The organism is Catellatospora paridis (genome assembly GCF_009720365.1).
Classification (GTDB): Bacteria; Actinomycetota; Actinomycetes; order Mycobacteriales; family Micromonosporaceae; genus Catellatospora; species Catellatospora paridis.
On the sequence record NZ_ML769320.1, the window covers coordinates 138,503 to 162,276 of the forward strand.

21 protein-coding genes are annotated in these 23,774 nt (G+C 72.7%); 14 read left to right on the forward strand and 7 right to left on the reverse strand.

What is annotated here, in order from left to right; all coding sequences use genetic code 11:
- Positions 1–23 precede the first annotated feature (23 nt).
- The 7 genes from F9C41_RS23185 (at position 24) to nudC (ending at position 10,256) form a co-directional block, all read left to right on the forward strand.
- Complete coding sequence (locus F9C41_RS23185; RefSeq protein WP_155388928.1) at positions 24–3,314, forward strand: ATP-dependent helicase; 3,291 nt, start codon at positions 24–26, stop codon at positions 3,312–3,314.
- A 146-nt stretch (positions 3,315–3,460) separates the two neighbouring features.
- Entirely contained in the window at positions 3,461–3,613 is a 153-nt protein-coding gene (locus F9C41_RS23190; RefSeq protein ID WP_155388929.1) for a hypothetical protein, read from the forward strand.
- Positions 3,614–3,657: 44 nt separating this feature from the next.
- Complete coding sequence (locus F9C41_RS23195) at positions 3,658–4,875, forward strand: S8 family serine peptidase (protein ID WP_155388930.1); 1,218 nt, start codon at positions 3,658–3,660, stop codon at positions 4,873–4,875.
- 219 nt (positions 4,876–5,094) lie between these two features.
- Positions 5,095–6,534: an FAD/NAD(P)-binding protein gene (locus F9C41_RS23200; protein WP_155388931.1), complete on the forward strand. Its 1,440-nt coding sequence runs from the start codon at positions 5,095–5,097 to the stop codon at positions 6,532–6,534.
- Positions 6,535–6,618: 84 nt separating this feature from the next.
- Positions 6,619–7,932 (forward strand): M16 family metallopeptidase, encoded by a 1,314-nt coding sequence (locus tag F9C41_RS23205; RefSeq protein WP_155388932.1) that lies wholly within the window; start codon positions 6,619–6,621, stop codon positions 7,930–7,932.
- Between the two features lie 61 nt (positions 7,933–7,993).
- Positions 7,994–9,316 (forward strand): M16 family metallopeptidase, encoded by a 1,323-nt coding sequence (locus F9C41_RS23210; protein WP_120318142.1) that lies wholly within the window; start codon positions 7,994–7,996, stop codon positions 9,314–9,316.
- 37 nt (positions 9,317–9,353) lie between these two features.
- Positions 9,354–10,256, forward strand: coding sequence for an NAD(+) diphosphatase (gene nudC, locus F9C41_RS23215; protein ID WP_155388933.1), 903 nt, complete (start codon positions 9,354–9,356; stop codon positions 10,254–10,256).
- On the opposite strand, the gene F9C41_RS23220 is transcribed toward nudC, so the two are convergent.
- Both F9C41_RS23220 and F9C41_RS23225 read right to left on the reverse strand, forming a co-directional pair.
- Positions 10,179–11,435: an MFS transporter gene (locus tag F9C41_RS23220; protein WP_155388934.1), complete on the reverse strand. Its 1,257-nt coding sequence runs from the start codon at positions 11,433–11,435 to the stop codon at positions 10,179–10,181. The two genes, nudC and F9C41_RS23220, sit on opposite strands and share 78 nt — an antisense overlap.
- Positions 11,436–11,437: 2 nt before the next feature.
- On the reverse strand, positions 11,438–12,040 hold the full coding sequence (locus F9C41_RS23225; RefSeq protein ID WP_155388935.1) for a helix-turn-helix domain-containing protein: 603 nt from the start codon (positions 12,038–12,040) through the stop codon (positions 11,438–11,440).
- Between the two features lie 154 nt (positions 12,041–12,194).
- Here F9C41_RS23225 and F9C41_RS23230 point away from each other — a divergent pair, with 154 nt between their 5' ends.
- Both F9C41_RS23230 and F9C41_RS23235 read left to right on the forward strand, forming a co-directional pair.
- Positions 12,195–13,130 (forward strand): helix-turn-helix domain-containing protein, encoded by a 936-nt coding sequence (locus F9C41_RS23230; RefSeq protein WP_155388936.1) that lies wholly within the window; start codon positions 12,195–12,197, stop codon positions 13,128–13,130.
- 177 nt (positions 13,131–13,307) lie between these two features.
- The gene (locus F9C41_RS23235) at positions 13,308–13,556 is read left to right on the forward strand and encodes a hypothetical protein (protein WP_155388937.1); all 249 of its coding nucleotides are present in this window, start codon (positions 13,308–13,310) and stop codon (positions 13,554–13,556) included.
- A 121-nt stretch (positions 13,557–13,677) separates the two neighbouring features.
- On the opposite strand, the gene F9C41_RS23240 is transcribed toward F9C41_RS23235, so the two are convergent.
- Positions 13,678–13,938 (reverse strand): mycoredoxin, encoded by a 261-nt coding sequence (locus tag F9C41_RS23240; RefSeq protein ID WP_155388938.1) that lies wholly within the window; start codon positions 13,936–13,938, stop codon positions 13,678–13,680.
- An 83-nt stretch (positions 13,939–14,021) separates the two neighbouring features.
- Here F9C41_RS23240 and F9C41_RS23245 point away from each other — a divergent pair, with 83 nt between their 5' ends.
- The 3 genes from F9C41_RS23245 to F9C41_RS23255 all read left to right on the forward strand — a co-directional run bounded on the left by F9C41_RS23245 (position 14,022) and on the right by F9C41_RS23255 (position 17,162).
- Positions 14,022–16,199 (forward strand): ATP-dependent DNA helicase UvrD2, encoded by a 2,178-nt coding sequence (locus tag F9C41_RS23245; RefSeq protein WP_155388939.1) that lies wholly within the window; start codon positions 14,022–14,024, stop codon positions 16,197–16,199.
- A 128-nt stretch (positions 16,200–16,327) separates the two neighbouring features.
- Positions 16,328–16,681 (forward strand): hypothetical protein, encoded by a 354-nt coding sequence (locus tag F9C41_RS23250; protein ID WP_155388940.1) that lies wholly within the window; start codon positions 16,328–16,330, stop codon positions 16,679–16,681.
- A gap of 121 nt (positions 16,682–16,802) precedes the next feature.
- The gene (locus F9C41_RS23255) at positions 16,803–17,162 is read left to right on the forward strand and encodes a WhiB family transcriptional regulator (protein WP_155388941.1); all 360 of its coding nucleotides are present in this window, start codon (positions 16,803–16,805) and stop codon (positions 17,160–17,162) included.
- 281 nt (positions 17,163–17,443) lie between these two features.
- Here F9C41_RS23255 and F9C41_RS23260 read toward each other — a convergent pair whose 3' ends face one another.
- The 3 genes from F9C41_RS23260 to F9C41_RS40785 all read right to left on the reverse strand — a co-directional run bounded on the left by F9C41_RS23260 (position 17,444) and on the right by F9C41_RS40785 (position 20,162).
- Complete coding sequence (locus F9C41_RS23260) at positions 17,444–18,778, reverse strand: ABC1 kinase family protein (RefSeq protein ID WP_155388942.1); 1,335 nt, start codon at positions 18,776–18,778, stop codon at positions 17,444–17,446.
- Positions 18,779–18,844: 66 nt separating this feature from the next.
- On the reverse strand, positions 18,845–19,831 hold the full coding sequence (locus tag F9C41_RS23265) for a hypothetical protein (protein ID WP_155388943.1): 987 nt from the start codon (positions 19,829–19,831) through the stop codon (positions 18,845–18,847).
- A 175-nt stretch (positions 19,832–20,006) separates the two neighbouring features.
- On the reverse strand, positions 20,007–20,162 hold the full coding sequence (locus F9C41_RS40785; RefSeq protein WP_166381884.1) for a DUF5679 domain-containing protein: 156 nt from the start codon (positions 20,160–20,162) through the stop codon (positions 20,007–20,009).
- 362 nt (positions 20,163–20,524) lie between these two features.
- On the opposite strand from F9C41_RS40785, the gene F9C41_RS23270 reads away from it, so the two are divergent.
- Entirely contained in the window at positions 20,525–21,052 is a 528-nt protein-coding gene (locus F9C41_RS23270) for a M48 metallopeptidase family protein (RefSeq protein ID WP_155388944.1), read from the forward strand.
- A gap of 208 nt (positions 21,053–21,260) precedes the next feature.
- On the opposite strand, the gene F9C41_RS23275 is transcribed toward F9C41_RS23270, so the two are convergent.
- On the reverse strand, positions 21,261–22,550 hold the full coding sequence (locus F9C41_RS23275; RefSeq protein WP_196279908.1) for a zinc-dependent metalloprotease: 1,290 nt from the start codon (positions 22,548–22,550) through the stop codon (positions 21,261–21,263).
- Between the two features lie 108 nt (positions 22,551–22,658).
- Between F9C41_RS23275 and F9C41_RS23280 the strand changes: the two genes are divergently transcribed.
- Positions 22,659–23,732 carry a YlbL family protein gene (locus F9C41_RS23280; RefSeq protein ID WP_155388946.1) on the forward strand — a complete coding sequence of 358 codons (1,074 nt, stop codon included), beginning with the start codon at positions 22,659–22,661 and terminating at the stop codon, positions 23,730–23,732.
- Positions 23,733–23,774 lie beyond the last annotated feature (42 nt).

The following is a 23,774-nucleotide window of genomic DNA, read 5'->3' on the forward strand; positions in this document are numbered from 1 at the left end:
GCCGAGCGTGGCGAGGTGCGAGCGTGAGCGAGTTGGTCCGTAAGTCCGTGGTGGAGGAGGGGCCGCGGTGGACGCCGGAGGAGCTGGCGTCGCAGCTGGGGCTCAAGCCGCCGACCGCCGAGCAGGCCGCGGTGATCAGCGCCCCGGTCGCGCCGCTGCTGGTCGTCGCGGGCGCGGGTTCGGGCAAGACGGAGACCATGGCGGCGCGGGTGCTGTGGTTGGTCGCGAACCAGCACGTACGGCCGGAGCACGTGCTGGGGCTGACCTTCACCCGCAAGGCCGCGGGCGAGCTGGCGCACCGGGTGCGGGTGCGCCTGGGCCAGCTGCGCCGGCACGTCGGCACCCGGTTCACCGAGGGCCTCGACGGCGAGCCGACGATCGCCACGTACCACTCGTTCGCCGCGCGCATCGTCACCGAGCACGGCCTGCGCGCCGGGTACGAGCCGAGCACCCGGCTGCTCACCGAGGCGTCCTGCTGGCAGCTGGCCGACGAGGTGGTGCGCTCGTACACGGGGGACATGTCGGCGGTGGAGGCGGCGCCCAGCACGGTGGTGTCGGCGGTGCTGGCGCTGGCCGGTGAGCTGGCCGAGCACCTGGTCACCCCGGACAGCCTGGCCGCCTGGACGGGCCGCTTCCACGCGAGCGTCGACGCGAAGCCGGGCCGGGTGATGGCCGACGTGCGCGACCTGCTGGCCCGCCAGCGTGCCCGGTTGCAGCTGCTGCCGCTGGTGCGTAGGTACGCCGAACGCAAGCAGCTGCTGGAGGCGATGGACTTCGGCGACCAGATGTCGCGCGCGGCGCGGGTGGCCCGCGACCATCCCGAGGTCGGCGCGGCCGAACGCGAGCGCTTCCGGGTGGTGCTGCTCGACGAGTACCAGGACACCAGCCACGCCCAGGTGACGCTGCTGCGGGCGCTGTTCGCCGGGGACGTGGCCGTGGTCGAGGGCGGCGTGTCCGGGCAGGGGCACCCGGTGACCGCGGTCGGCGACCCGTGCCAGTCCATCTACGGCTGGCGCGGGGCCAGCGCGGGCACCCTGGACCGCTTCCCGGGCGAGTTCCCCGACCGCGACGGTGAACCCGCCGCGCAGGCGCAGCTCGGACGTAGTTTCCGGAACCGGTCGGAGATCCTGTCGGTGGCCAACGCGATCTCCGCGCCGCTGCGCGACCGGGGCGCCCGGGTGGTCTCGCTCACCTCCGGCAGTGCGGAGCCGGGCATCGTGCAGTGCGCCCTGCTGGAGTCGTACCTGGACGAGGCGGAGTGGATCGCCGACCAGGTCGTCACCGCGTGGCGCAGCGAGGCGGGCACGGCCGACGACCAGAACCCGGCGCACATCCCCGTCGACCGGCGGCCCACCTCGGCGGTGCTGGTGCGGGTGCGCTCGCAGATCGCGCCGATCGAGGCGGCGCTGCGGGCTCGCGGCCTGCCGGTCGAGGTGGTCGGCCTGGGCGGCCTGCTGGACACGCCCGAGGTGCGCGACGTGGTGTGCACGCTGCGGGTGCTCAACGACCCGCTGGACGGGGCGAGCCTGCTGCGGCTGCTCACCGGCGCGCGCTGGCGGATCGGTCCGCGTGACCTGGTGGCGCTGCACCGGCGGTCCCGGGCACTGGCGCACGAGCGCCGCCCGGCCGGGGACGATGCCGACATCGTCACGGACCGGCTCGACGACGCGGCGCTGGCCGAGGCGCTGGAGGACCTCGGCGAGCCGGATCAGTACTCGCCCGCGGCGTACACGCGGCTGTCGGCGTACGCCAAGGAATTGGCCGGGCTGCGCGCCCGGCTGGACCAGCCGGTGAGCGACCTGATCGCCGACATCGAGCGCACCGCGGGCCTGGACGTCGAGGTCGCGGTGCGGGCCGCCGACGCGGGGCTGGCCCGCGCGCACCTGGACACGCTCGGCGAGGTCGCGGCCCGGTTCGCGATCGAGACCGACGGCGCGCCGCTAGGCGCGTTCCTGTCCTACCTGTCCGCGGCCGAGGACGAGGAGCGCGGGCTGTCGCCGGGCGAGATCGACGTGGCCGAGGGCGCGGTGCAGATCCTGACCGCACACGCGGCCAAGGGCCTGGAGTGGGACGTGGTCGCCGTGGCGGGGCTGACCAAGGACGTCTGGCCGGGTCCGAGCAAGGGCACCGACCACTTCCTCAAGGGTCTGGGCGTGCTGCCGTTCCCGCTGCGCGGCGACCGCGACGGCCTGCCCGCGCTGGCCGTGAAGAGCGCCGCCGACCAGAAGGAGCTGGGCCGCGCCGTCGCCGACTTCGAGCAGCAGTGGAAGGAGCACGACGCGCGCGAGGAGCGCCGCCTGGCGTACGTCGCGGTCACCCGCCCGCGCACCTGGCTGTTCGCCTCCGGCTACTGGTGGGGCGACAAGGTGCGCAAGCCGCGCGGCCCGTCCGCGCTGCTGGCGGAGATCGTCGAGGTGTGCCGCTCGGGCGAGGGACACGTCGACGTGTGGATCCCCGAGCCCGAGCCGGATGCGGTCAACCCGACCAGCGGCGAGGTCGTGACGACCTGGCCGAGTGATCCGCTGGGCGCGCGGCGGCCCACCGTCGAGGCGGCCGCCGACCTGGTCCGGGCCATGCTCGACGAGCCCGACGGCGGCACGGTCCCGGTCGAGCACGACGAGGTGACCCGGCGCTGGCGGCAGGAGTCCGACCTGCTGCTGGTCGAGCGCGACGAGCAGGCCCGCCGGGCGAACCGGGCCGACGTGGTGCTGCCCGCGCACCTGTCGGTGTCGCAGCTGGTGGCCCTGCGCAAGGACCCGGCCGCGCTGGCCCGGCGGTTGCGGCGGCCACTTCCCGCGGCCCCCGACCCGTACGCCCGCCGGGGCACGGCCTTTCACCACTGGCTGGAGCAGCGCTACGGCGCCGATCAGCTGCTCGACCTGGACGACCTGCCCGGTGCCGCCGATGAGGACGCCGCGCCCGACGAGGCGCTGGGCGAGCTGAAGGACCGGTTCGAGCAGAGCGTCTGGGCCGACCGGGTGCCGGTCGAGGTGGAGACGCCGTTCGTGGTGGAGCTGGGCGGGACCGTCGTGCGTGGACGGATGGACGCGGTGTTCCGCGACGCGGCGGGCGGCTACGAGGTGGTCGACTGGAAGACCGGCCGGGTGCCCGCCGGCGCGACGGCCACCGCGGCCGCGGTGCAGCTGGCGGCATATCGCCTGGCCTGGGCGGCTTTGGCCGGCGTGCCGGTGGCCAAGGTCAGCGCCGCGTTCCACTACGTGCGCGACAACCTGACCGTGCGGCCCGCCGACCTGCTCGACGAGGCCGGGCTGACGGCGCTGCTGACCTCCCTGCCCGCACAGGACGCCGACTAGGGCGACGGACCGCGGCGCGCCGGGTAGTCCGTTAATGGCGGCATCTCAGCCGAACCGCCGCAGAGACCAGTCCGGAAACCGACTGCGTGATGTCGCACGCAACGGGCATTGTGTGAGCGGACACACGCATCCGTGGGAGGCGCGCCGTGGAGTCGTCAATCCGGGAACTGCTCCTGGTGATGCTCCTTGCGCTGATCGGTGTCGGGGTCGCCGGTGCCGTGGTGCTCGCGCCGTGGCATGCGGCGCAGGCCGGTATCGTCGTGGAGGTGCATCCGCCGGCCGCGTCCGTGGCCGGTTGACGATGATTGTTGTGAACGCCTCGATACCCGCCGGAGTGCGCGCGATGTCTGGTCCAAAGTCCCTGGTCACGGCTGCTGTCTCGGCCGCCGTGCTGCTGCTGGGCTCGCCCGCGGCCGCGGCCGAGCCGGACGTGGTGCGCGGTATGCAGTGGCAGCTCACCGGCCTCGACCTGGCCGCGGCGCATCAGCGCGCGACCGGCGCCGGCGTGCTCGTCGCGGTGCTCGACTCGGGTGTGGACCGCTCCCACCCGGACCTGGCGGGCCAGGTGCTCGGTGGGCCGGATACCGCCTCGAACACCGATGTGGACGGTCGCGGCACCGGACTCGCCGGACTCATTGCAGGTCACGGCCATGTTCCGGCGGTGCCTGCCGGTGTGGTGCGACCGGCCGCGACGCCGTCCGCGTCGGCCGGCTGGCCCGCGCCGAGCCCGAGCGCCGCGGTGACCGACTCCCGTACGGCGGGCGTGCTCGGCGTGGCGCCGGGCGCGCAGATCCTGCCGATCGCGTTCGCGCCCGCGCCCGGCGCGACCGGCGACCCGGACGCACTGGCCACCGCGATCGACCGGGCCGTGTTCGGCGGCGCGAAGGTCGTCTGCATCGGCCGCGGTGTCGTGCCCAGCAGCCGGTTGCAGGCGTCGGTCGACGCGGCCGTGGCCCGCGGCGTGCTGATCGTCGCCGCCGACGCGGACCGGGCCGGCCGCCCGTTCACGCCCTGGCCGGCCTCGTACTCCGGGGTGCTCAACGCGATCCCGGCGGACCGCGCGGGCCAGGTGCCCGTCGCGCCGCTGAGCGGGCGCACCACCGGCATCACGGTGCCCGGCGTCGACCTGATCACGACCGGGGTGGGCGGCGGCTACCGGATGGACGGCGGGTCCAGTGCGGCAGCGGTGCTGGCGGGCGCGGCGGCGGTGGTCTGGTCGGCATACCCGCAGGCCACGTTGGCACAGGTGCTGCAGCGGCTGCGGACGACCGCGACGGACGCGGGCGCGCCCGGCGCGGACAGCCGGTTCGGCGCGGGCATGCTCAACCTGTCCGCGGCGCTGGCCGCGAACCTGCCGCAGGAGGCCGCGCCGAGCGTGTCGCCGAGTCCGGCGGCGTCGAGCCCGGCCGCCGCGTCGCCGAGTGGCTCGCCGCGGCCGGTCGCGCTCGCGGACAGCCGGGACTGGCGGCGCTGGCTGGTGGCGCTGCCGTTGCTGCTGTTCCTGGCGGGCCTGACGGTGTGGGCGGTCCGGTCGGCCCGGGTGCGGCAGCAGGCAGCCTGATCCCGTCCATCTGGCGGGACCGCGGCCGCATCGGTCGCGGGACGGATTAACAGATCGTTGCCGATGACGGCCGTTCGCGTCCTGCGGGCGGCCGCCGCTGGTGCATGTAAGCTGTATCTCCTATCGTGCCGGTAGGTTATATGGGTTTTCCGGTGGCCTCCCCGCGTCCCGCGGGCGGGCGGCGCTAACTTGATCAGCGACACGGAGGAGGTACGGGCCATGGGCATCGCGGTGGTGGTCGGCGGCGGCTGCAGTGGCGTGCTCGCCACCCGTGAGCTGCTGCGGACCGGCTGGCACGTGGTGCTCGTCGATCCCGGCGCCCGCCCCGGCCGCGGGCTGGCCTACAGCACCGCCGACCCGTGGCACCTGCTGAACTCGCCCGCCGCCGCGATGAGCGCCGACCCCGACCGGCCCGACGACTTCCTGCGCTGGTGCCGGCAGCGGGATCCGCGCACCGGGCCCGCCGACTTCGTGCCGCGCAGCTGGTACGGCGACTACCTGACCGAGGTGCTGCGGGCGGCCGACGAGACCGCGCAGGGCCGGCTCACCGTGCAGCGCGGCCGGGTGGCGCGCATCTTCGAACCGTCCGTCAACGGCGGCCCGCTCACCGTGCTGCTCACCGACGACGTGGTGATCCCCGCCGACCGGGTGGTGCTCGCGCTGGGCCACCCCGCCCCGTCCGCCCCGGCCCGCCTCGACGCCGCCGCGGCCCGCTCGGGGGCGTACGTGGCCGACCCGTGGCGGCCCGGCGCGCTGGCCGGCCTGCCCGAGGGCCCGATCCTGCTCATCGGCACCGGGCTGACCGCCGTCGACGTGGCGCTGACCCTGGCGAACGCCGGCCGGCGCGATCTCACCGCGGTCTCCCGGCACGGACTGCTACCCCAGCCGCACCGCCGCCCCGCGGCAGCCTCGGCGACCGCGCCCGGCGGACCGGCGGCCGCCGCGCAAGCCGGGCCCGCACAGGTCACGGCCGCGCAGACTGTGGCGGCGCTGCCGGAGCTGCTGGCCGCGGGTTCGGTGGCCGGTCTGCTGCGCTCGCTGCGGCGGCTCGCCGCGGACACCGGCGACTGGCGAGCGGTGTTCGACGCGCTGCGGCCGCACTGGGACGCGCTGTGGCAGAGCCTGCCCGAGCCCGGCCAGCGCCGCTTCCTGCGGCACCTGGCGCGCTACTGGGAGGTGCACCGGCACCGGATGGCGCCCGCCGTCGCGGACGGCATCGGGGCGCTGCGCGAGAGCGGCTCGCTGCGGGTGCGCGCGGCCGAGCTGTGCGGCATCGAGGCCGCCGACGAGGGGGTACGCGTGGTGCTGCGCGAGCGGCACGGCGGCGCGATCACCGCTCCGACGTTCGCCGCGGTGGTCAACTGCACCGGGCCGGGTCGCATCGTCGAGTCGGACCCGCTGGTCCGGGCGCTGGTCGCGGAGGGCATGGCCCGGCCGGGCCCGTACCGTCTGGGGCTGGACACCGACCCGCACGGCGCGCTGCTGCGCCGTGACGGCTCGGCGCACCCGGCGCTGTGGACGCTCGGCCCGACCCGGCGCGGCGTGCTCTGGGAGACCACGGCCGCGCCCGAGATCAGGACGCAGGCGCGGGCGCTCGCCGTCGCGCTGGGCGACGCGGGCCGCGACCGTGCGCCGGTCGCCGAGTGCGTGGAGTCGTAGACCGCCCGCGGCGGCGGCTGTGGGCGAACATTTCACAGCCGCTGCTGCCGACGCCTCCTCCGGCAGCTTGCTAGGGTCGGCTTTGTGTCCACCGAGACCAGCATCCAGATCCCGCGCACGGCGTACGAGGTCGAGCGGTTCACGCTCCCCAACGGTTTGCGCGTCGTGCTCAGCCCGGACCGCAGCGCACCGGTGATCGGTGTCGCGGTCGTCTACGACGTGGGAATCCGGTCCGAGCCGCAGGGCCGCACCGGCTTCGCCCACCTCTTCGAACACCTGATGTTCCAAGGCTCGGCCAACCTGGAGAAGCTGGCCCACTTCCGCCACGTGCAGGGGGCGGGCGGCACCTTCAACGGCTCCACCCACCTGGACTACACCGACTACTTCGAGACGGTGCCGAGCAACGCGCTGGAGCGGATGCTCTTCCTGGAGGCCGACCGCATGCGCGGGCCGCGGCTGACCGAGGAGAACCTCAAGAACCAGATCGACGTGGTCAAGGAGGAGATCCGGGTCAACGTGCTGAACCGCCCGTACGGCGGCTTCCCGTGGCTCAAGCTCCCGCCGGTCATGTTCGACACGTTCCCGAACGCGCACGACGGCTACGGCTCCTTCAGCGACCTGGAGGCGGCCACCGTCCCCGACGCCGCCGAGTTCTTCGACAAGTACTACGCCTGCGGCAACGCGACGCTCAGCGTCTCCGGCGACTTCGCGTCCGCGCACGCCCGGATGCTGATCGAGCGCCACTTCAGCGACGTGCCGGCCCGCCCGGCCCCGGCGCGGGCCGACTTCGCCGAGCCCGACCTGACCGCCGAGCGGCGCGAGTCCTACGTGGACAAGCTCGCCCCGCTGCCCGCGGTCGCCTCGGCGTGGCGGGTCCCGGACCCGATCACCGACTTCGCCGGCTACCTGCCGTACGTGGTGCTGGCCGAGGTGCTCACCGACGGCGACGCGTCGCGGCTGGTCGAGCGCCTGGTGCTGAAGGACCGCAGCGTCACCAGCGTCGGCGGCTACCTGGGCTTCATGGGTGAGCCGTTCGAGGTGCGCGACCCCACGGCGCTGCTGCTGCAGTCGCACCTGCCGCCCGGCGGCAGCGTGGACAAGGTGCTGGTCACCATCGACGAGGAGCTGGACCGGCTGGCCACCGACGGGCTGACCGCGGGCGAGCTGGCCCGCACCCAGGCCCGGATGGCCACCCACCTGCTGCGCGAGACCGACGCGGTGCTGGGCCGCGCGCTGCGGATGGCCGTGCTGGAGCTGCAGCGGGGCAACCCGGGGCTGCTCAACGACCTGCCGCACTCGATCGCGGAGGTGACCGAGGAGCAGGTCCGGGCCGCCGCGGCCGCCCTGCGCCCGAACCGCCGGGCGTCCATCGAGGTCGTGCCCGGAGGCAACCAGTGACCGAGCGAACCATGAGGCTCAGTGGGGCTCATGCCGTCGACGAGCGAAGCGAGGAGCAGGCATGAGCGTGACCACCCTTCCCGAACTGGATGAGAACCGGCCGCTGGTGCTGCCGGTGGAGGTCGAGCAGACGCTGCCCAACGGGCTGACCGTGCTGGCCATCCGCCGGCCGAGCGTGCCGCTGGCCGAGGTGCGGCTGCGAGTCCCGTTCGCCAAGGCCGAGCTGGCCGAGGCGGCGGTGCTGGCGCAGACCCTGTTCTCGGGCACGAGCAAGCGCAGCACCGTCCAGATCGCCGCCGAGCTGCAGACCGTCGGCGGCGGCCTGGGCGCGGGCATCGACCCGGACCGCCTGCAGGTCAGCGGCAACTCGCTGGTGTCCGGGCTGGACCGGCTGCTGGAGCTGCTGGCCGAGGTGCTCGACGACGCCGTCTACCCGGAGGGCGAGGTCGTCACGGAGGTGGAGCGGCTGGCCGACCGGATCCAGGTCGCCCAGAGCCAGCCCGCCCACCTGGCCCGCGTCGCGCTGCTCAAGCGCATCTACCCGGGGCACCCGTACGCGGTGCAGACCCCGTCGGTGGAGGAGGTGCGCGCGGTCAGCCCGGAGGCGCTGCGCGCGCTGCACGCCCGGCGGCTGCACCCGGCCGGGGCGACCCTGGTCATCGTCGGCGACCTCGACCCGGAGCAGGCGGTGCAGACCGCGGCCAAGCGCCTCGGCGGCTGGAACGGCGGCGGCGAGACGGCCGACCTGCCGCCCATCCCGCTGCTGGTGCCGGGGCCGCTGCTGCTGGTGGACCGGCCGGGCGCGGTGCAGTCGTCGCTGCGCTTCGCGCTGCCGGCGGTGGGCCGCACCCACCCCGACCACGCCGCGCTCCAGCTCGCGAACATGATCTTCGGCGGCTACTTCTCCTCCCGCTGGGTGGAGAACATCCGCGAGGACAAGGGCTACACCTACGGCCCGCACTCGGTGATCGAGCACTCGGTGGCCGGTTCCACGCTGACTGTCTCCGCCGAGGTGGCCACCGAGGTCACCGCCCCGGCCCTGGTCGAGACGCTGTACGAGCTGGGCCGCATCGCGGCGCTGCCGGTCCGCGAGGACGAGCTGGAGCAGGCCCGGCAGTACGCGTTGGGCACGCTGCAGCTCGGCATGTCGACGCAGTCCGGGCTGGCCGGGCTGGCCAGCACCTACGCCGGGTTCGGGCTGCGGCTGGACTTCCTGGCCGAGCACTCGGCCCGGCTGGCCGCGGCCACCCTGGAAGACGTGCACCGGGTCGCGGCGACGTACCTCGCGCCCGCGGTGGCGGCCCCGGTGATCCTCGGCGATGCCGAGAAGATCCAGGCGGCGGTCTCGGCGATCGTGCCGGTGACGGTCGAGTCGAAGTCGTGAGCGGGCTTCGCGGAGCGAAAACGAGTGAGCTGTACAGATGAGTGAGACGCCTGCGGCCCGGTCGGATCTCGACCGGGCCGCGTTCCGGCGCGCCGACCCGCAGTGGCTGGCCGACGCGTGGTCCCGCGGCCGGGTGGTCGTGATCGGAGACGACGGGCGCGCGCTGATCCGCGACGACCGGCTGGTGCTGTTCGGTTCGGACCAGGTCGGCGCCGCCGGTCCGACCGGCGAGCCGCTCTTCCTCGGCGTCGACGCGGGCGGCACGGCCTACTTCGCGGTGAACCGCGAGCTGCCAGAGCTGCCCGGCGCCGAGCCGAAGCACCTGTGGGAGGTCGGCGCGGACCTGCCGCCGCGCGACACGGCGCTGCTGACCCAGGCGCTGGCCCTGGTGCGCTGGCACCGCGACCACCTCTACGCCCCGCGCAGCGGCAAGCCGACGACCGTGGAGCAGGGCGGCTGGGTGCGCCGGGACGCCGACGGGGAGCAGCACTTCCCGCGTACCGACCCGGCCGTGATCATGGCGGTCCACGACGGCGTGGCCGGTCCGCACGGGCACATCCTGCTGGGCGCGAACGTGGTCTGGGCCGGGGCGGCCAAGCGCCGCTACTCGGTACTGGCCGGCTTCGTCGAGGCGGGGGAGACCGCCGAGGAGGCGGTCGCCCGCGAGGTGTACGAAGAGGCAGGCGTGCGGGTGTCCGACATCCGCTATCACGGCAGCCAGGCGTTCCCATACCCCCGCTCGCTGATGCTGGGGTTCATCGCGGTCGCCGACCCGGCGGCCGCGCCGCTGCGCACCGACCCGGACGAGCTGCTCGACGCGCAGTGGTTCACGCGCGAGCAGGTCGCCCGGGTGCTGGACGGGTCAGACGACTCCTTCACGCTCCCGAACCGGTCCTCCATCGCCCACCAGCTCGTGCTGCGCTGGCTCCGGGCGGGCTGACGGCGGGGTCAGCCCGCGCGCGGCCCACAGGTACAGCGCCGACACCGCCATCACCACGCTCATGCCGGCCAGCAGCAGCCGGAAGTCGACCAGCTCGATGAGCACCGCGCCGAAGCCGATCGCGAGCGTCTGCGGCGCGCTGATCAGCGCGTCCATCGCCGCCGAGACCCGGCCCATCAGGGCTGCGGGGGTGGTGCGCTGCATCAGTGTCATCAGCCCGACGAGCAGGTAGGGCAGGCCGAACCCGGAGATCAGGCAGGTGGCGAAGGCCAGCCACAGGTTCGGGGTCAGGCTGGTGAGCAGCAGCGGGAGGAACAGCGCGATGCCGATGGCGTTGGCGGACAGCTCGCCGACCCGGCGGATCAGCCAGGCCGACGTCAGGCCGCCGAGCAGGCCGCCGACGCCCTGGACGCTGATCAGCACGCCGATGAAGGCAGGCGGCCGGTGCAGGCCCTGGTCGACGAAGGCGAAGAAGACGGTCTCGCTGAAGCCGAAGACGAGGATCGAGATCACGTTGCCGATCAGGGCGCGCCGCAGCGGCACGCTGCCGGTCAGATGGCGTACGCCCGCGCCGACCTCGGCCACCCAGTGCTGCTCGGTGCGCTCGGGCTTCTGCTCGGAGACCCGCAGCACGGTGATGACGCCGGCCGCGATGAGGAAACCCGCCATGCCGAGCGCGGCCAGGCCCCAGCCCTTCGTGGCGGCGTAGAGCGCGGCCCCGAGCAGCGGCCCCACCAGGCGCAGGCCCTGCCGCACCGTCTGCAGCGCACCGTTGGCCTCGGCCAGCAGGTCCGGCGGGATGACCTCCTTGATCAGGCCGTTGAGGGAGCCGCTGACCAGGATGTAGGAGACGCCGTAGCAGATCGCGACGGCGAAGATGATCCACAGGTCCTCGCGGCCGTCGACGGCCAGCAGCGGGGTCAGCATCACCGCCGAGCCGACCAGGGACGCGATCAGGAACGGGCGGCGGCGGAACCGGTCCACCACGACACCGAGCAGCGGCGCGAACATCACCGGCAGGACCACGCACAGGATCGCCGCGCCCGCCATGCCGTCGGAGCCGGTGAGGTCCTTGGCCCAGATGGCCAGCGCGAGCACCAGCATCGACTCGGCGGTCATGCTGAAGAACAGGCCCGCGAAGAGCAGGCGGAAGTCGGGTCGGCGCAGTACGGCGCGCATGGTCAGGCCTCCGGGGATGGTGGGGGTGGGGGTCGGTCGGGCTCGGGGTGGGACCAGGTGACCATGCGGACCGGGCGGGAGCCCTCGGGTCGGCTGGCCGGATCGGTGATGCGCTGGTTGTGCCTGGTCAGCACCGCGACCAGCTCGTCCTCCAGCGCCTTGAGTTCGTCGGCGGTGAGCCAGGTGACGTTCTGGACGCTGAAGGCGGCGTGCCGCCAGGCGGTGTCGTCGGTCTGCCGCTGCTCGTCCCAGCGGTTGCGCGCGGCCAGCTCCTGGGCGAGCAGCGTCGCGTTCAGCTCGCTGCCCGCCTGCATCAGCTCGGGCGGTTCGTCCGCCCCGCCCCACCGGTTGCCCATCGGCACCCAGCGCCACGGCCGGTTGCGGCCCACGCCGCCCTCGGCCTCCTCGATGAACCCGAACTTCGCCAGTTGCCGCAGGTGCCACGAGCAGTTCGCCGCCGACTCCCCGACCCGCTCGGCCAGCTGCGTGGCCGTGGCCGGCCCGTGCAATCCCAGCTCGTTGATCAGCCGCAACCGCACCGGGTGCGCCATCGCCCGCAACATCCGCGGGTCGGTGATGTCCCGCATCGGCAGTCTCTCCGTCACATCAAAAGGATGCTTTCGAAAGAAGCCTTTCGTCAACCCCCTTTTGGTGACTGCATGACGGGACCGTGATCAACCGGGGCGAAAGGTGTGTCGGTGCGGGGGTGGGGGCGGGCGGGCGGCTTAGCCTGAGGGCTGGTCACCGACGGAGGTCCCCTTGCCGCGAGGATCCAGCCCGATCGTCCGCCGCCAGCGCCTCGGCGTGGAGCTGCGCCGCCTGCGTGAGACCGCCGGTCTCACCGGTGAGCAGGTCGTCGACCAGGTGGGCTGGGCGGCCAAGTCGAAACTGTCGCGGTTGGAGAACGGGCGCAGCCGCCCGGACCTCGCCGACGTGCTGGACCTGCTCGACCTCTACCGGGTGCGCGGGCGGGACCGGGACCAGCTGGTGGCGATCGCGCGGGACGCCGGCAACACCCGTGGCTGGCTGCGGGCCTATCCGGTGATGACGCAGCGGCAGCGCGGTTACGCCGAGCTGGAGGCGGGCAGCGCCCGCATCAGGGAGTACGGCCTGGCCATGATCCCCGGTCTGCTGCAGACACCGGAGTACGCGCGGGCCCGCATCCTCTCCTCGCGCCCGCTGTCCGGGGCGGCTTCGCCGGCCGACGGAGTGCCGGTGCAGCGCGTGAATCCGGCGGTGGGGCCGGTGGCCGAGCTGCCCGCGCCGCAGGAGCCGGACACCGAGGTGGCGGCGCGGCTGGCCCGCCAGACGATCCTGACCCGGACCCTGGACGCGCCGTGCTACGAGGCGATCCTCGACGAGCAGGCGCTGCTGGGCCGCGGCGCGCCGGACGACGTGCGTGACGGGCAATTGGCCCATCTCGCGGCGCTCACTCAGTTACCGAACGTGACGATCAGAGTACTGCCGCGCGCGGCGACGGTCGGCCAGCACTTCATACCGTATACGGGATTTTCTATCTATCACTTTCCCGACCCGGATGACCCGGAGACGGTGGCCGTCGAGACACTCGCCCGTGAGCTGGTGCTCACCGACCGCAACAGTGTCGAGCGATACGCGCGCGTCTTCGGCTGGCTCGGTGATGCCGCGCTGGACCCGGCGCGGTCCGGGGCGTGGATAAGCGCCCGGATCAGCTGATCTCCTCGGCAGAAAACTACGCTCCGTCACCCGTTCGGGCGGTGCTGCTCGACGATCGTCGCGTCTTGCTTGATTCCCACTGGGGAAATGCACAAGCATGACATCAGCCGAATGTGGAATTTCCACCCATGGACTCCACAGTCGACCTCCGCCCGGCAGGCAGTGACGGAGCAGCGCATGCGGTACCTGATCGTTCGCACCGAGGTTCGACCCTTCGCGCCCGAGGATGTGGTCGCGTCGTTCCTCGATGAGCAACCGCTGCGCGACGAGACCAACACCCCCGAGCAGCGTCGCCAAGTGGCGGAGGCGGACAGCCTCGACGCCGCGCTCCAGCTCGCCCGAGCCCTCGCCTCGGTCGGCGCGGTCCGCTCGGGCCGCCAGCGCGTCAAAGTGGTCCGCCTGGACGCCCCCCGCTGGCCCAGCTGACCGGCGCGGCTACGCGAAGATCGCCGTTTGGGGTCGGAAAGTGAGGCCTGGCCTCACTTCGCGACCCGAAACAGCGATCATGAACGCGGCGCGCGGCGGCCCGGTGTGGCGGAGTGCCGGGTCAGGCCGGGTCGGCGGCGGTTTCAGCGAGGGCGGCGAGGTGGGCCTTGACCTGGATGATGCTGGGGTTGGTCAGGGCGCTGCCGTCGGCGAAGCGCAGCGTCGGCACGGTCTGGTTGCCGCCGTTCACGCTCATCACGAAGTCCGCCGCGTTGGGGTCCTGCTCGATGTCGATCACCGTGTAGGTGATGCCCTCACGGTCGAGCTGGCTGCGCAGCCGGTGGCAGTAACCACACCACGTGGTCGAGTACATGGTCAGCATGGCGATCCTCGGGTCGGGGGAGCGGGGGCTCCCGGGGACTCTAGCGGTGGCAACATCAACGACACCTGGGATGATTCCCTGTTGTGACCCGAGACGCTGCCCCCGACACGGCCCGAAAGGTACTTGCCGGCCTGGACGAGGAGCAGGCGGCCGCGGTCACGGCGCCGCCCGGACCGGTGTGCATCCTGGCCGGTGCCGGTACCGGTAAGACCCGGGCGATCACCCACCGGATCGCGCACCGCGTGATCACCGGGCAGGTCCAGCCCAAGCACGTGCTCGCGGTCACCTTCACCGCGCGCGCCGCGGCGCAACTGCGCGAGCGGCTCGCCGGGCTCGACGCGCACGGCGTGCAGGCCCGCACCTTCCATGCCGCCGCGCTACGTCAGCTGCGCTTCTTCGCGCCCCGGCTGTTGCGCGGGCGGGAGATGCCGGAGCTGGTCGAGAGCAAGGCGCGGCTGATCGTGCTCGCCGCGGCCCGGGCCGGGGTGCGGGCCGACCGCACCGGCGCGCGCGACCTCGCCGCCGAGATCGAGTGGTCGAAGTCCTCGCTGGTGGAGCCCGGCGAGTACGTGGTCGCGGCGGCCAAGGCCGGCCGGGAGACCCCGCTGGACGCGGCCCAGGTGGCCGCCGTCTACACGGCGTACGAGCACGTCAAGCGCCAGCAGGGCGTGATCGACTTCGAGGACCTGCTGCGTGCCATGTGCTGGGGCATCGAGGAGCACTCCGACGTCGCCGAGCAGGTCCGCGCGCAGTACCGGCACTTCGTCGTCGACGAGTACCAGGACGTCAACCCGCTCCAGCAGCGGCTGCTGGAGGCGTGGCTGGGCAACCGCACGGACCTGACCGTGGTCGGCGACGCGGCGCAGACCATCTACTCGTTCACCGGCGCGACCTCGTCGTACCTGGTGGACTTCGCGCGCCATCACCGCAACGCGACCGTGGTCCGGCTGGTCCGCGACTACCGGTCCACCCCGCAGGTGGTGGGTCTGGCCAACGCGGTGATCCGGCAGGCGAAGGGCAGCGAGGCGCGGCTGCGGCTGGACCTGGTCGGCCAGCGACCGGCCGGACCGGAGCCGGACGCGCGGGTCTTCGCCGACGAGCACAACGAGGCCACCGCCGTGGCCAGGCGCTGCGCCGACCTGATCGCGGCGGGCACCCCGGCCGCGGAGATCGCGGTGCTGTTCCGGGCCAACGCCCAGTCGGAGACGTACGAGGAGGCGCTGGCCGACGCCGGAGTGCCGTACGTGCTGCGCGGCGGGGAGCGCTTCTTCGAGCGGGCCGAGATCCGCCAGGCGATGGTGGCGCTGCGCTCGGCCTCCCGCGCCGACGGCGGCGACGACCTGGTCGCCACAGTCAGCGCGGTGCTGGTCGGGCTGGGCTGGCAGCCCGAGCGCCCGCCGTCGGGCGGGGCCGCCCGGGAACGCTGGGAGGCCCTGGCCGCGCTGGTGCGCCTGGCCGCCGACTTCCGCCCCGAGCCGGGCGCCGACAACGGGCTCGCCGATTTCACCACGGAGCTGGGCCGGCGCGCCCACGCGCAGCACGCCCCGACCGTGGCCGGGGTGACCCTGGCCAGCCTGCACTCCGCGAAGGGCCTGGAGTGGGACGCGGTGTTCCTGGTCGGGCTCGTCGAGGGCACCATGCCCACCGCGTACGCCCGCAGCGCCGAGGCGCTGGAGGAGGAGCGCCGGCTGCTGTACGTCGGCATCACCCGGGCCCGGCGGATGCTGTGGCTCAGCTACGGCGAGATGCGCTCGTCCGGCGGCCGGGCCCGGCGGCCGTGCCGGTTCCTGCAGGGCGTGCCGGGGCTGGCGCCCTTCGGCGGCCAGGCCGCCGCCCCCCGGGCCGAGCGGCCCGCGCCGGGTGCGCCCCGGGTGCCGCGCAAGACCGTGATCGTGAGCTGCCGGGTGTGCGGGGCGACCCTGCTCGCCGGGCCGGAACGCAAGCTGGGCCGGTGCGCGGGCTGCCCCTCCTCGCTGGACGAGGAGCTGTTCGAGCGGCTGGGCGACTGGCGGGCCCGGGTCGCCGCGGCGGCGAAGGTCCCGGCGTACGTCGTCTTCACCGATGCCACCCTGACCGCCCTCGCCGAGCGTCAGCCATCCGACAGAGCCGGACTCGTGGAGATCGCCGGCATCGGCCCGCGCAAGCTGGAGCTGTATGGCGAGGCAGTTCTCGCCCTGTTGAAGGGCGCATCGGTGGCGGATTTGCTGCCTGAACAACCGACTTCAGAAGATCTTCAAAAAGATTTGGCAACAGAGCCGTAAAACCGTTTGCGCCCTCCCGCCCGGGAGGCATAACCTTCGGTCACACCTCCAAGAGCGCACATCAGTGCTGCTCCTGGGTGGTGATTCACGTTCTGCACCGACGAGGGCAAGTAGAGGAGGCGAGTCCCATGGAGATCACGTTCATCACCCCGAACGCTGTTGTGCCGGCGCTCGCCGCTGCCTGCGCTCAGTCGGTCACCGTGTCGCCGACCGCCCTGCAATTGGCACCCGCCGGCCACGCCACGCGTGGCGCAGTGGGCGCACTGGGTCAGGCGACCGTCACCGGTCTGCCGGTGGCCCAGCTGCCGGTCCTGCGTCAGCTGGCCTGGAACCCGAACCCGATCAAGGTGGCCGCCATCGGCGCCGCCAAGCCGAAGAACAGCACCACCAGCACCACCCTGGCCTACCGGAACCAGGAGTCCTCGGGCATGAAGCTCGATGGATTCAGCGGGCTCCCACCTCGAGGTAAACCAAAGGTCTAAACCAGACCACCGGCTCACCTCGAGGCCGCGGAACCCGTACACCGGGATCCGCGGCCTTAGTTTTTTCCACCCCCATGGAAAGCGATCCACGAGATCGAGATGAAAGGAAGGTGACCGGAAGATGAGTCTGGCGTTGGCCCCAGTACTCGACTTCAGCGTCGAGCTGGGTGCGGAGCTGCCCTGCCGGAAGTTCGACCCGGACCTGTGGTTCTCGGACGCTCCCGCGGAGCTTGAGCTGGCCAAGTCGCTGTGCGGCGACTGCCCGCTCAAGGTCGAGTGCCTCTCCGGGGCACTGGAGCGCGAGGAGCCCTGGGGCGTCTGGGGCGGCGAGATCTTCGAGCGTGGTGCGGTCGTGGCGCGCAAGCGTCCGCGTGGCCGTCCGCGTAAGGACGACCTCGCTCGCGAGGCGGCCCTGGTCGCCGAGACCGAGGCGCGTGTCGCCGCGGTCACCGCTCGCGAGTCGGTCCGGCTCGCTGCCTGAGCAGCAACTCCGCATCACCCAATCCAGCCGCCTGCCGGCTAAGTCACTACCAGCGAATCGGAGAGAAGCAATGAGAAATACCATCAGCGACATCTATATTATCCACGAAGCCATGAGTCGGGCTCGAATGCTTGAGCCTCAGAACATCCCCTCTGAGGCTTCCCGTTCCGCCCGTCAGATCATGGTCGCCGCGCGTCGGCGTGCACGTGAGCTGTCGCAGCGATAAGTGAATCAATACGAATGCCCGCCGGTGTTCCGGCGGGCATTCGTGTTTCCACAGGTCAATCGGTCGGTTCGGCGAAGCCGGGGAGCCAGCGCTCCAGGATGGCGCGGTAGTGCGCCTTGGCTTCCAGCTGGCACAGCACGCCGATGGAGCCCAGCGTCACCCGGTGGATCATCAGGTACGACGGCGGCAGGTTCAGCTGCCGACCCAGCGCGTACGCCGGGCTGCGCGGGCTGGCCAGCCGGGCCGCCTCCTCGCGCAGCCAGGCCCGGGTGAAGCGGAACTCGTCGGCGGCCAGCGGTTCCAGCATGGGCCGTACGTAGTCCAGCACCGCCTGCGCGTCGATGTCGGCGTTCGCGCGCACGAAGCCCTCGCCCTGCAGCCCCTTGAGCACCTCGTCGGCCCGGCCGGCCAGGGCGAGCCGGGTGATCCGGCCGACCGGCTCCGGCAGGCCCTGGGGCAGGCGGGCGACCGCGCCGAAGTCGATGACGGCGAGCCGGTCGTCGGGCAGCAGCCGGTAGTTGCCCGGGTGCGGGTCGGCGTGCAGGAGCCCGGCCCGCGCGGGCGCGGAGAAGTGCAGCGTGGCCATCAGCGCGCCGGCCCGATCGCGCTGGGCCACCGTGCCGGAGCCGATGATCTTCGACAGCGGGATGCCCTCCACCCACTCGGTGACCAGCACCCGTGGGGCGGCGGCCAGCACCTGCGGCACGAGGATCTCCTCGTCGGCCGCGTACGCCGCCGCGAAGGCGCGCTGGCTGGCCGCCTCCAGCTCGTAGTCCAGCTCCTCGACGACCCGCGCGCGCAGCTCGGTGACCAGCGGCTTGACGTCCAGCCCGGGCTGGATCACCTTGAACAGCCCGGCCAGTCGGGACAGCTGGGTCAGGTCGGCGATCAGCGCGTCGCCCGCCCCCGGGTACTGGATCTTCACGGCGACCGGGATGCCGGTGCGCTTGCGGGGCACCTTCCACACGGCTTTGTGCACCTGGCCGATGCTGGCCGCGGCGGCGGGCACGTCGTCGAACTCGCGGAACAGGCTGCGCCAGTCGCTGCCCAGCTGCTCCGCCAGCACCTTGTGCACGGTGGCCGCGGGCAGCGGCGGAGCCGCCTCCTGGAGCTTGGTCAGCGCCTCGCGGTAGGGCTCCGCCAGCGCGTCGGGCAGGGCCGCCTCGAACACGCTCAGCGCCTGGCCGAGCTTCATCGCGCCGCCCTTGAGCTGACCCAGCACGCTGAACAGCTGCTCGGCCGTACGCTCCTGGATCTCGGCGGAGATCACGTCGGTGGCGATGCCGGTGACCCGCTTGCCGAACCCGAGCACGGTCCGGCCGGCGAAGCCCAGGGGAAGAGATGCCAGCTTGGCGGTGCGGGAGACGGCACGGCGCGGGATGTCGGTCACCGTGCCATTGTTGCCGACTCCCTGGATTTCAGCCCGTTCCGCCAGGTGAAGACCCTGTGGAGAATGTCAGCCGCGCCGCCGCCGGGCGCAGTCGCAGGACGGGTGAGGTGACCAGGTGCGCCGTCGCCAGGGCAGCACACCGTTGATCTCGACAGTCGTGCCGATCGTGGTGGGCTCGCCCCCGTCGAGGTAGGCCAGCACCTCGGCGGCGGCGAAACCGGCAGCGGTGAGCCGGGTCGCCGCCGGGCACGGGTCGCCCCCCGCTGCCACCTGGGCGAGCTGGGCCACCAGCCGGGGCCAGGACGGGTCGCGGTCGGTGCGGTGCAGATCGAGGCAGTGCAGGCAGGGCCCGCCGGTGACGGGCACGAGCGGCCCGACCACGGCGACCCCGTCGCGTACGGTCAGCGCCAGGTGGGGCACCCTGCGGCGCGTTCCGCGGGTGGACACGGCATAGCCCACCTGCACCCGGAACGTCGCGTCGGTGGCGCGCAGGGTGCCCGTGCGGGCCCCCTGTGCCGGGTCGCCGGCCGGACCGCTCACCGTCGCCGCCTCCCCGGGCGCGGCGACCAGGCCCACCTTGCCCACCCCGGCGTCCAGCAGCGCGGTGGCGACCAGCCGGGTCGACGGCCCGGCACCCGCGATGATCACCCGGGCGGCCGCCCGCCGTCGCAGCACCCGGGCCGGGGTGCCGACGCTCTCCGTGCGGCGCAGGGCGAGCGCGGCCGCCTCGTCGGCGAGCCGCGCACGGTGCTGCGCCGGCAGTGCCGCGGGCATCAGCGCGTGCGCCGGCAGGACCAGCCCCTTTTCGGTCAACGCGGCGAGCACCTCACGCACGTCGTCGGCGCGCATGCCGAGCCGCCCCATCTCGGCCAGCAGGACACGTTCGGTGCGGGAGCCGTCGAGCAGTTCGAGCAGCCGGCCCGCCGACCTGTGCGCCAGTTCCAGCACGACCGCGTGCTCGGGGTCGGTGCCCAGCTGGACGGTGTGACGGTCGCGCCACATCGGGCGCAGCCCCGGCAGCAGGGCCGGGCGGGACATCGGGGATCGGCTCACAGCCGTGAGGGTGCCAGTGCCCGAGGGCGGTCGGCTGCGGTTATCCACAGCCCGTCCCCCGTGATCAAGAGGTTTTCCACAGCCCTGACCTGGGTTATCCACAGATCTTGGGGAAGATTGTCGGGAAAGCGACAGGAGCCCGCAGTGTCTGCGGGCTCCTGTCTCGCGTTGTTCCTCAGGCCTTGCCGAGAATGCGGTTAACGGTCGTACCGCAGACGGGGCAGGGCCCCTTGGCCATCCGCATGCCAGTCTTGGAAATTTCCACCTTGCCGGTGAAATCGCGCTTTTCCTTGCACTTCACGCAGTAGCCGTTGTACTTCTCTTCGGCCACGGTTCCTCCTCATGATCCACGGTGACTCGTCCCGGCGGCTTGCGCTGTGACGGTCGAAGTCTGCCTGCCCGAATCGATCTGAGTAGTCAGGTTACGCGGGACACGCCGGAGTCATCACGCTTGCAGAAAATGAGGCTTTTTCTCATAGTCGTCCGCGCATTGAGTTTTGTCCCATATGCGAACCAGTGGTGCGGGTCACGGTCAGAAGAATTTTCTTGGCGAAGGCCAACTATCCCGGCAAATCTGGCGATGATCACAAGATTGACTCTTGCGCCCCCCTGGCACCCGGCCGCTAGCGTCCATCCCGTGAGTAACACCCCCCTGGTTACCCCCGGGTGCCCCCTGGTCTGCGCCGGTCGCTAATGGCCGCCGCACGCAAACCCGTGGTAGAGGTCCGGCGCAGTGAGCGTCGGCGACGGACGGTGTCCGCCTACCGCGAGGGGGAGCGGGTTGTGGTACTCATCCCCAGCCAGTTCTCCCGGGCCGAGGAGAGCGAGTGGGTCGGCAAGATGCTCGCCCGGCTGGCCGCCCGCGATCAGCGCAGCCAGCGCAACGACGCCGACCTGGAAGCCCGCGCCCGCCATCTCGCCTGCCGCTACCTGCCCGAGTTCGGCGCCGTCGCGGTGCCCGCGTCCGTGCGCTGGGTGGGCAACCAGAACGGCCGCTGGGGTTCCTGCACCCCCGCCGACCGCACCATCCGGCTGTCCGAGCGGGTGCGCGAGATGCCGTCCTGGGTCAGTGACTACGTGCTGCTCCACGAGCTGGTGCACCTGATCGTGCCCAGCCACAACGCCCGCTTCTGGGCCCTGGTCGGCCGCTACCCCCGCACTGAACGCGCCCGCGGCTACCTCGAGGGCATCGCCGCCGCCGAACACGCCCGCGCCGAGTAGCCACCCCTCCCGCGCCCCCACCGCGCCCCCGGTCGTCGGCGGCCCCCTGCCGCTCAGCCGTGCCCCGCACCGGGTTGGCCATAGACATTGGCCTATCTGGATGAGAATTCGTGGATCGAACTCATCCAGATAGGCCAATGTCAATTGAAGACGCGGGGCGCGGGGCGGGTCCGCAGGGGCGCGGGGCGACGCGGGTCCGCGAGGTGGGTCAGTCCTGCTTGGGGTCGTCCTCGTCGGCCTTGGGCTGTTCGGGGCCGCCCTCGTCGTGGCTCGGCAGGTCGTCGAGGCCGCTGAGGTCGAGGACCGTGGTGTCGTCGGCGGCCGCGTAGGCGGCGGGGTCGGCGAAGTCCTCGTCGTCGGGCAGCAGGTCCGGGTGGTCCCACAGGGCGTCACGGCCGGACACCCCGCGGTGCTCGGTCAGCGCCGCCCACAGCGCCGCGGCCTCGCGCAGGCGGCGTGGCCGCAGCTCCAGGCCGACGAGCGCGGCGAACGTCTGCTCCGCAGGGCCGCCGGCGGCGCGGCGGCGGCGGAACGTCTCGGAGAGGCGTACGACGTTGGGCAGGCGGTTGCCCGCGGCCTGCTCGACCACGTGCGTGACCCAGCCTTCGACCAGGGCGAGCACGGTCTCCAGGCGGCGCAGGGCGGCCTGCTGCTGCGGGCTGTCGTCCGGCGTGAAGATGCCTTCGAGCTGCAGCTCGGCCATCGACTCGGGGTCGGCGGGGTTGACCCGGCCGAGCGCCTCCTCGATGGCCTCGCGGTCCACCCGGATGCCGTTGGCGTAGGCCTCCACCGCGGTCAGCACGTGCCCGCGCAGCCACGGCACGTGGCCGAAGAGCCGCTGGTGGGCGGCCTCGCGCAGGGCCACGAACAGGCGCAGCTCGCCCGGGTCCAGCTCCAGGCCCTCGCCGTACGCCCGGATGTTGGCGGGCACGAGGGCGGCGGTGCCGTTCGGGCCGAGAGGCAGGCCGATGTCGCCGGCCGAGAGCACCTCGACGGCGAGCTTGGCCAGCGCGGTGCCGAACTGGCCGCCGAACAGCGCGCCGCCCAGGCTGCTGATCATCGCGGCCATCGGGCCGAGCTGGGCGCGGGCCTCCGGCGGCACCAGGTCGCCCATGGCGTTGACCATGCGGTCGGCGACCGGGTCGGCCAGCTTGCGCCAGACGTCCAGGGTGTTGAAGATCCACTCGTTGCGGTTCCACGCGGCGGTGGTGAGCACGCCGCTGGGCAGGGAGGTGGCCGGGTCGAGCCACAGGTCGGCCAGGCGCAGCGCCTCGTCGACCTCGCGGCGGTCGGCGGCGGTCACGGCCGGGTCGCCCTCGCTGTTCAGCGAGGTGGTGGCGACCTGCCGGGCGAGGTCCCAGTTGACGGGGCCGCCGCCGCTGGAGCTCATCGCCATCAGCTGCTGCAGCCCGGCGAGGAACTGCTGCATCTGCTGCGGGTCGTTGGGGTCTGGTGGTTGGCCGCCAGGAAGGGCGAACCCGAACGGGGTGTCAGGCACGCCCTCCACCGTACGCGAAGTTGAGCCCAAGTGACTCATACCCACCCCGTGATAGGGGACAAGTCAGGGTCCGGCGAGCGCGCGGACCGCCCGGATAGGCTGGCCGCCATGAGACGTCGCGGGTTGACTGTGGTGCTGGGCGCACTCCTGGCCGTGCTGCTGCTGATCGCCATCGGGCGGGTGGACGTGCCCTACGTGGTGGAGAGCGCCGGCCCGACCGTGGACACCCTGGCCGCCGTCGACGACCAGGGCGAAGTCTGCACGCCGGGAGCACCCGGAGCCTCGGAGAGCTGCCACGACGTCATCTCGGTGGGCGGCGACGCGAAGGCCACGAAGTCCGACGGGCAGCTGCGGCTGGTCACCGTCAACGTGCAGTCGAAGACCGACCTGATCTCGGTGATCCGGGGCTGGTGGTCCGACGAGCAGGCCGTCGTCCCGTACGAGCTGCTCTACCCGCCGGACGCCAGCCGCGAGGAGATCGACCAGCAGGGCCAGGAGGACTTCAAGAACTCGCAGTCCAGCGCGGAGACCGCGGCGCTGCGCGAACTCGGCTACCCGGTGCGCATCTCGGTGGAGAAGGTGGTCGCGGGCGGCGCGTCCGACGGCCGGCTGAAGCCGGGCGACGTGATCGACACCGTCGACGGCGCCGCGGTCACCTCCAACGGCAAGCTGCTGGAGCTGATCCAGGCCAAGCCCGCCGGCAGCACCCTGAAGCTCGGCGTCACCCGCGACAAGACCCCCACCACGGTGGAGGTGACCACCAAGCCGGCGTCGGCCACCGACGACACCCCGCGGGTGGGCATCGAGGTCAAGACCGACCAGCCGCACCCGTTCACGTTGAACATCAAGCTCGACGACATCGCCGGCCCGAGCGCCGGTCTGATGTTCACGCTCGGCATCATCGACAAGCTCAAGCCGGAGGACCTCACCGGCGGCAAGGTCATCGCGGGCACCGGCACCATCGACGACGAGGGCAACGTCGGGCCGATCGGCGGCATCCCGCAGAAGCTGTACGGCGCCAAGGCGGCCGGGGCCAAGATCTTCCTCACCCCTGCCGCGAACTGCGCGGAAGCCAAGGCCAACGCGCTGCCCGGACTGCCGCTGGCCAAGGTGGGCACGCTCCAGGACGCGCTGGCCGCGCTGGCCACGGTGCGTGCCGGCGGGCAGCCGCCTTCCTGTTAATCAGCTGAGAAAACGGCCAGGCGCAGGGCCCGTCCAGGCGGG

Excerpts from the sequence above, each read along its gene's own strand:
- F9C41_RS23195 (WP_155388930.1), top strand. The coding sequence starts at position 3,658 with ATGTCTGGTCCAAAGTCCCTGGTCACGGCTGCTGTCTCGGCCGCCGTG.
- F9C41_RS23200 (WP_155388931.1), top strand. The coding sequence starts at position 5,095 with ATGGGCATCGCGGTGGTGGTCGGCGGCGGCTGCAGTGGCGTGCTCGCC.
- F9C41_RS23210 (WP_120318142.1), top strand. The coding sequence starts at position 7,994 with ATGAGCGTGACCACCCTTCCCGAACTGGATGAGAACCGGCCGCTGGTG.
- nudC (WP_155388933.1), top strand. The coding sequence starts at position 9,354 with ATGAGTGAGACGCCTGCGGCCCGGTCGGATCTCGACCGGGCCGCGTTC.
- F9C41_RS23220 (WP_155388934.1), bottom strand. The coding sequence starts at position 11,435 with ATGCGCGCCGTACTGCGCCGACCCGACTTCCGCCTGCTCTTCGCGGGC.
- F9C41_RS23235 (WP_155388937.1), top strand. The coding sequence starts at position 13,308 with ATGCGGTACCTGATCGTTCGCACCGAGGTTCGACCCTTCGCGCCCGAG.
- F9C41_RS23240 (WP_155388938.1), bottom strand. The coding sequence starts at position 13,938 with ATGCTGACCATGTACTCGACCACGTGGTGTGGTTACTGCCACCGGCTG.
- F9C41_RS23250 (WP_155388940.1), top strand. The coding sequence starts at position 16,328 with ATGGAGATCACGTTCATCACCCCGAACGCTGTTGTGCCGGCGCTCGCC.
- F9C41_RS23255 (WP_155388941.1), top strand. The coding sequence starts at position 16,803 with ATGAGTCTGGCGTTGGCCCCAGTACTCGACTTCAGCGTCGAGCTGGGT.
- F9C41_RS23270 (WP_155388944.1), top strand. The coding sequence starts at position 20,525 with ATGGCCGCCGCACGCAAACCCGTGGTAGAGGTCCGGCGCAGTGAGCGT.
- F9C41_RS23280 (WP_155388946.1), top strand. The coding sequence starts at position 22,659 with ATGAGACGTCGCGGGTTGACTGTGGTGCTGGGCGCACTCCTGGCCGTG.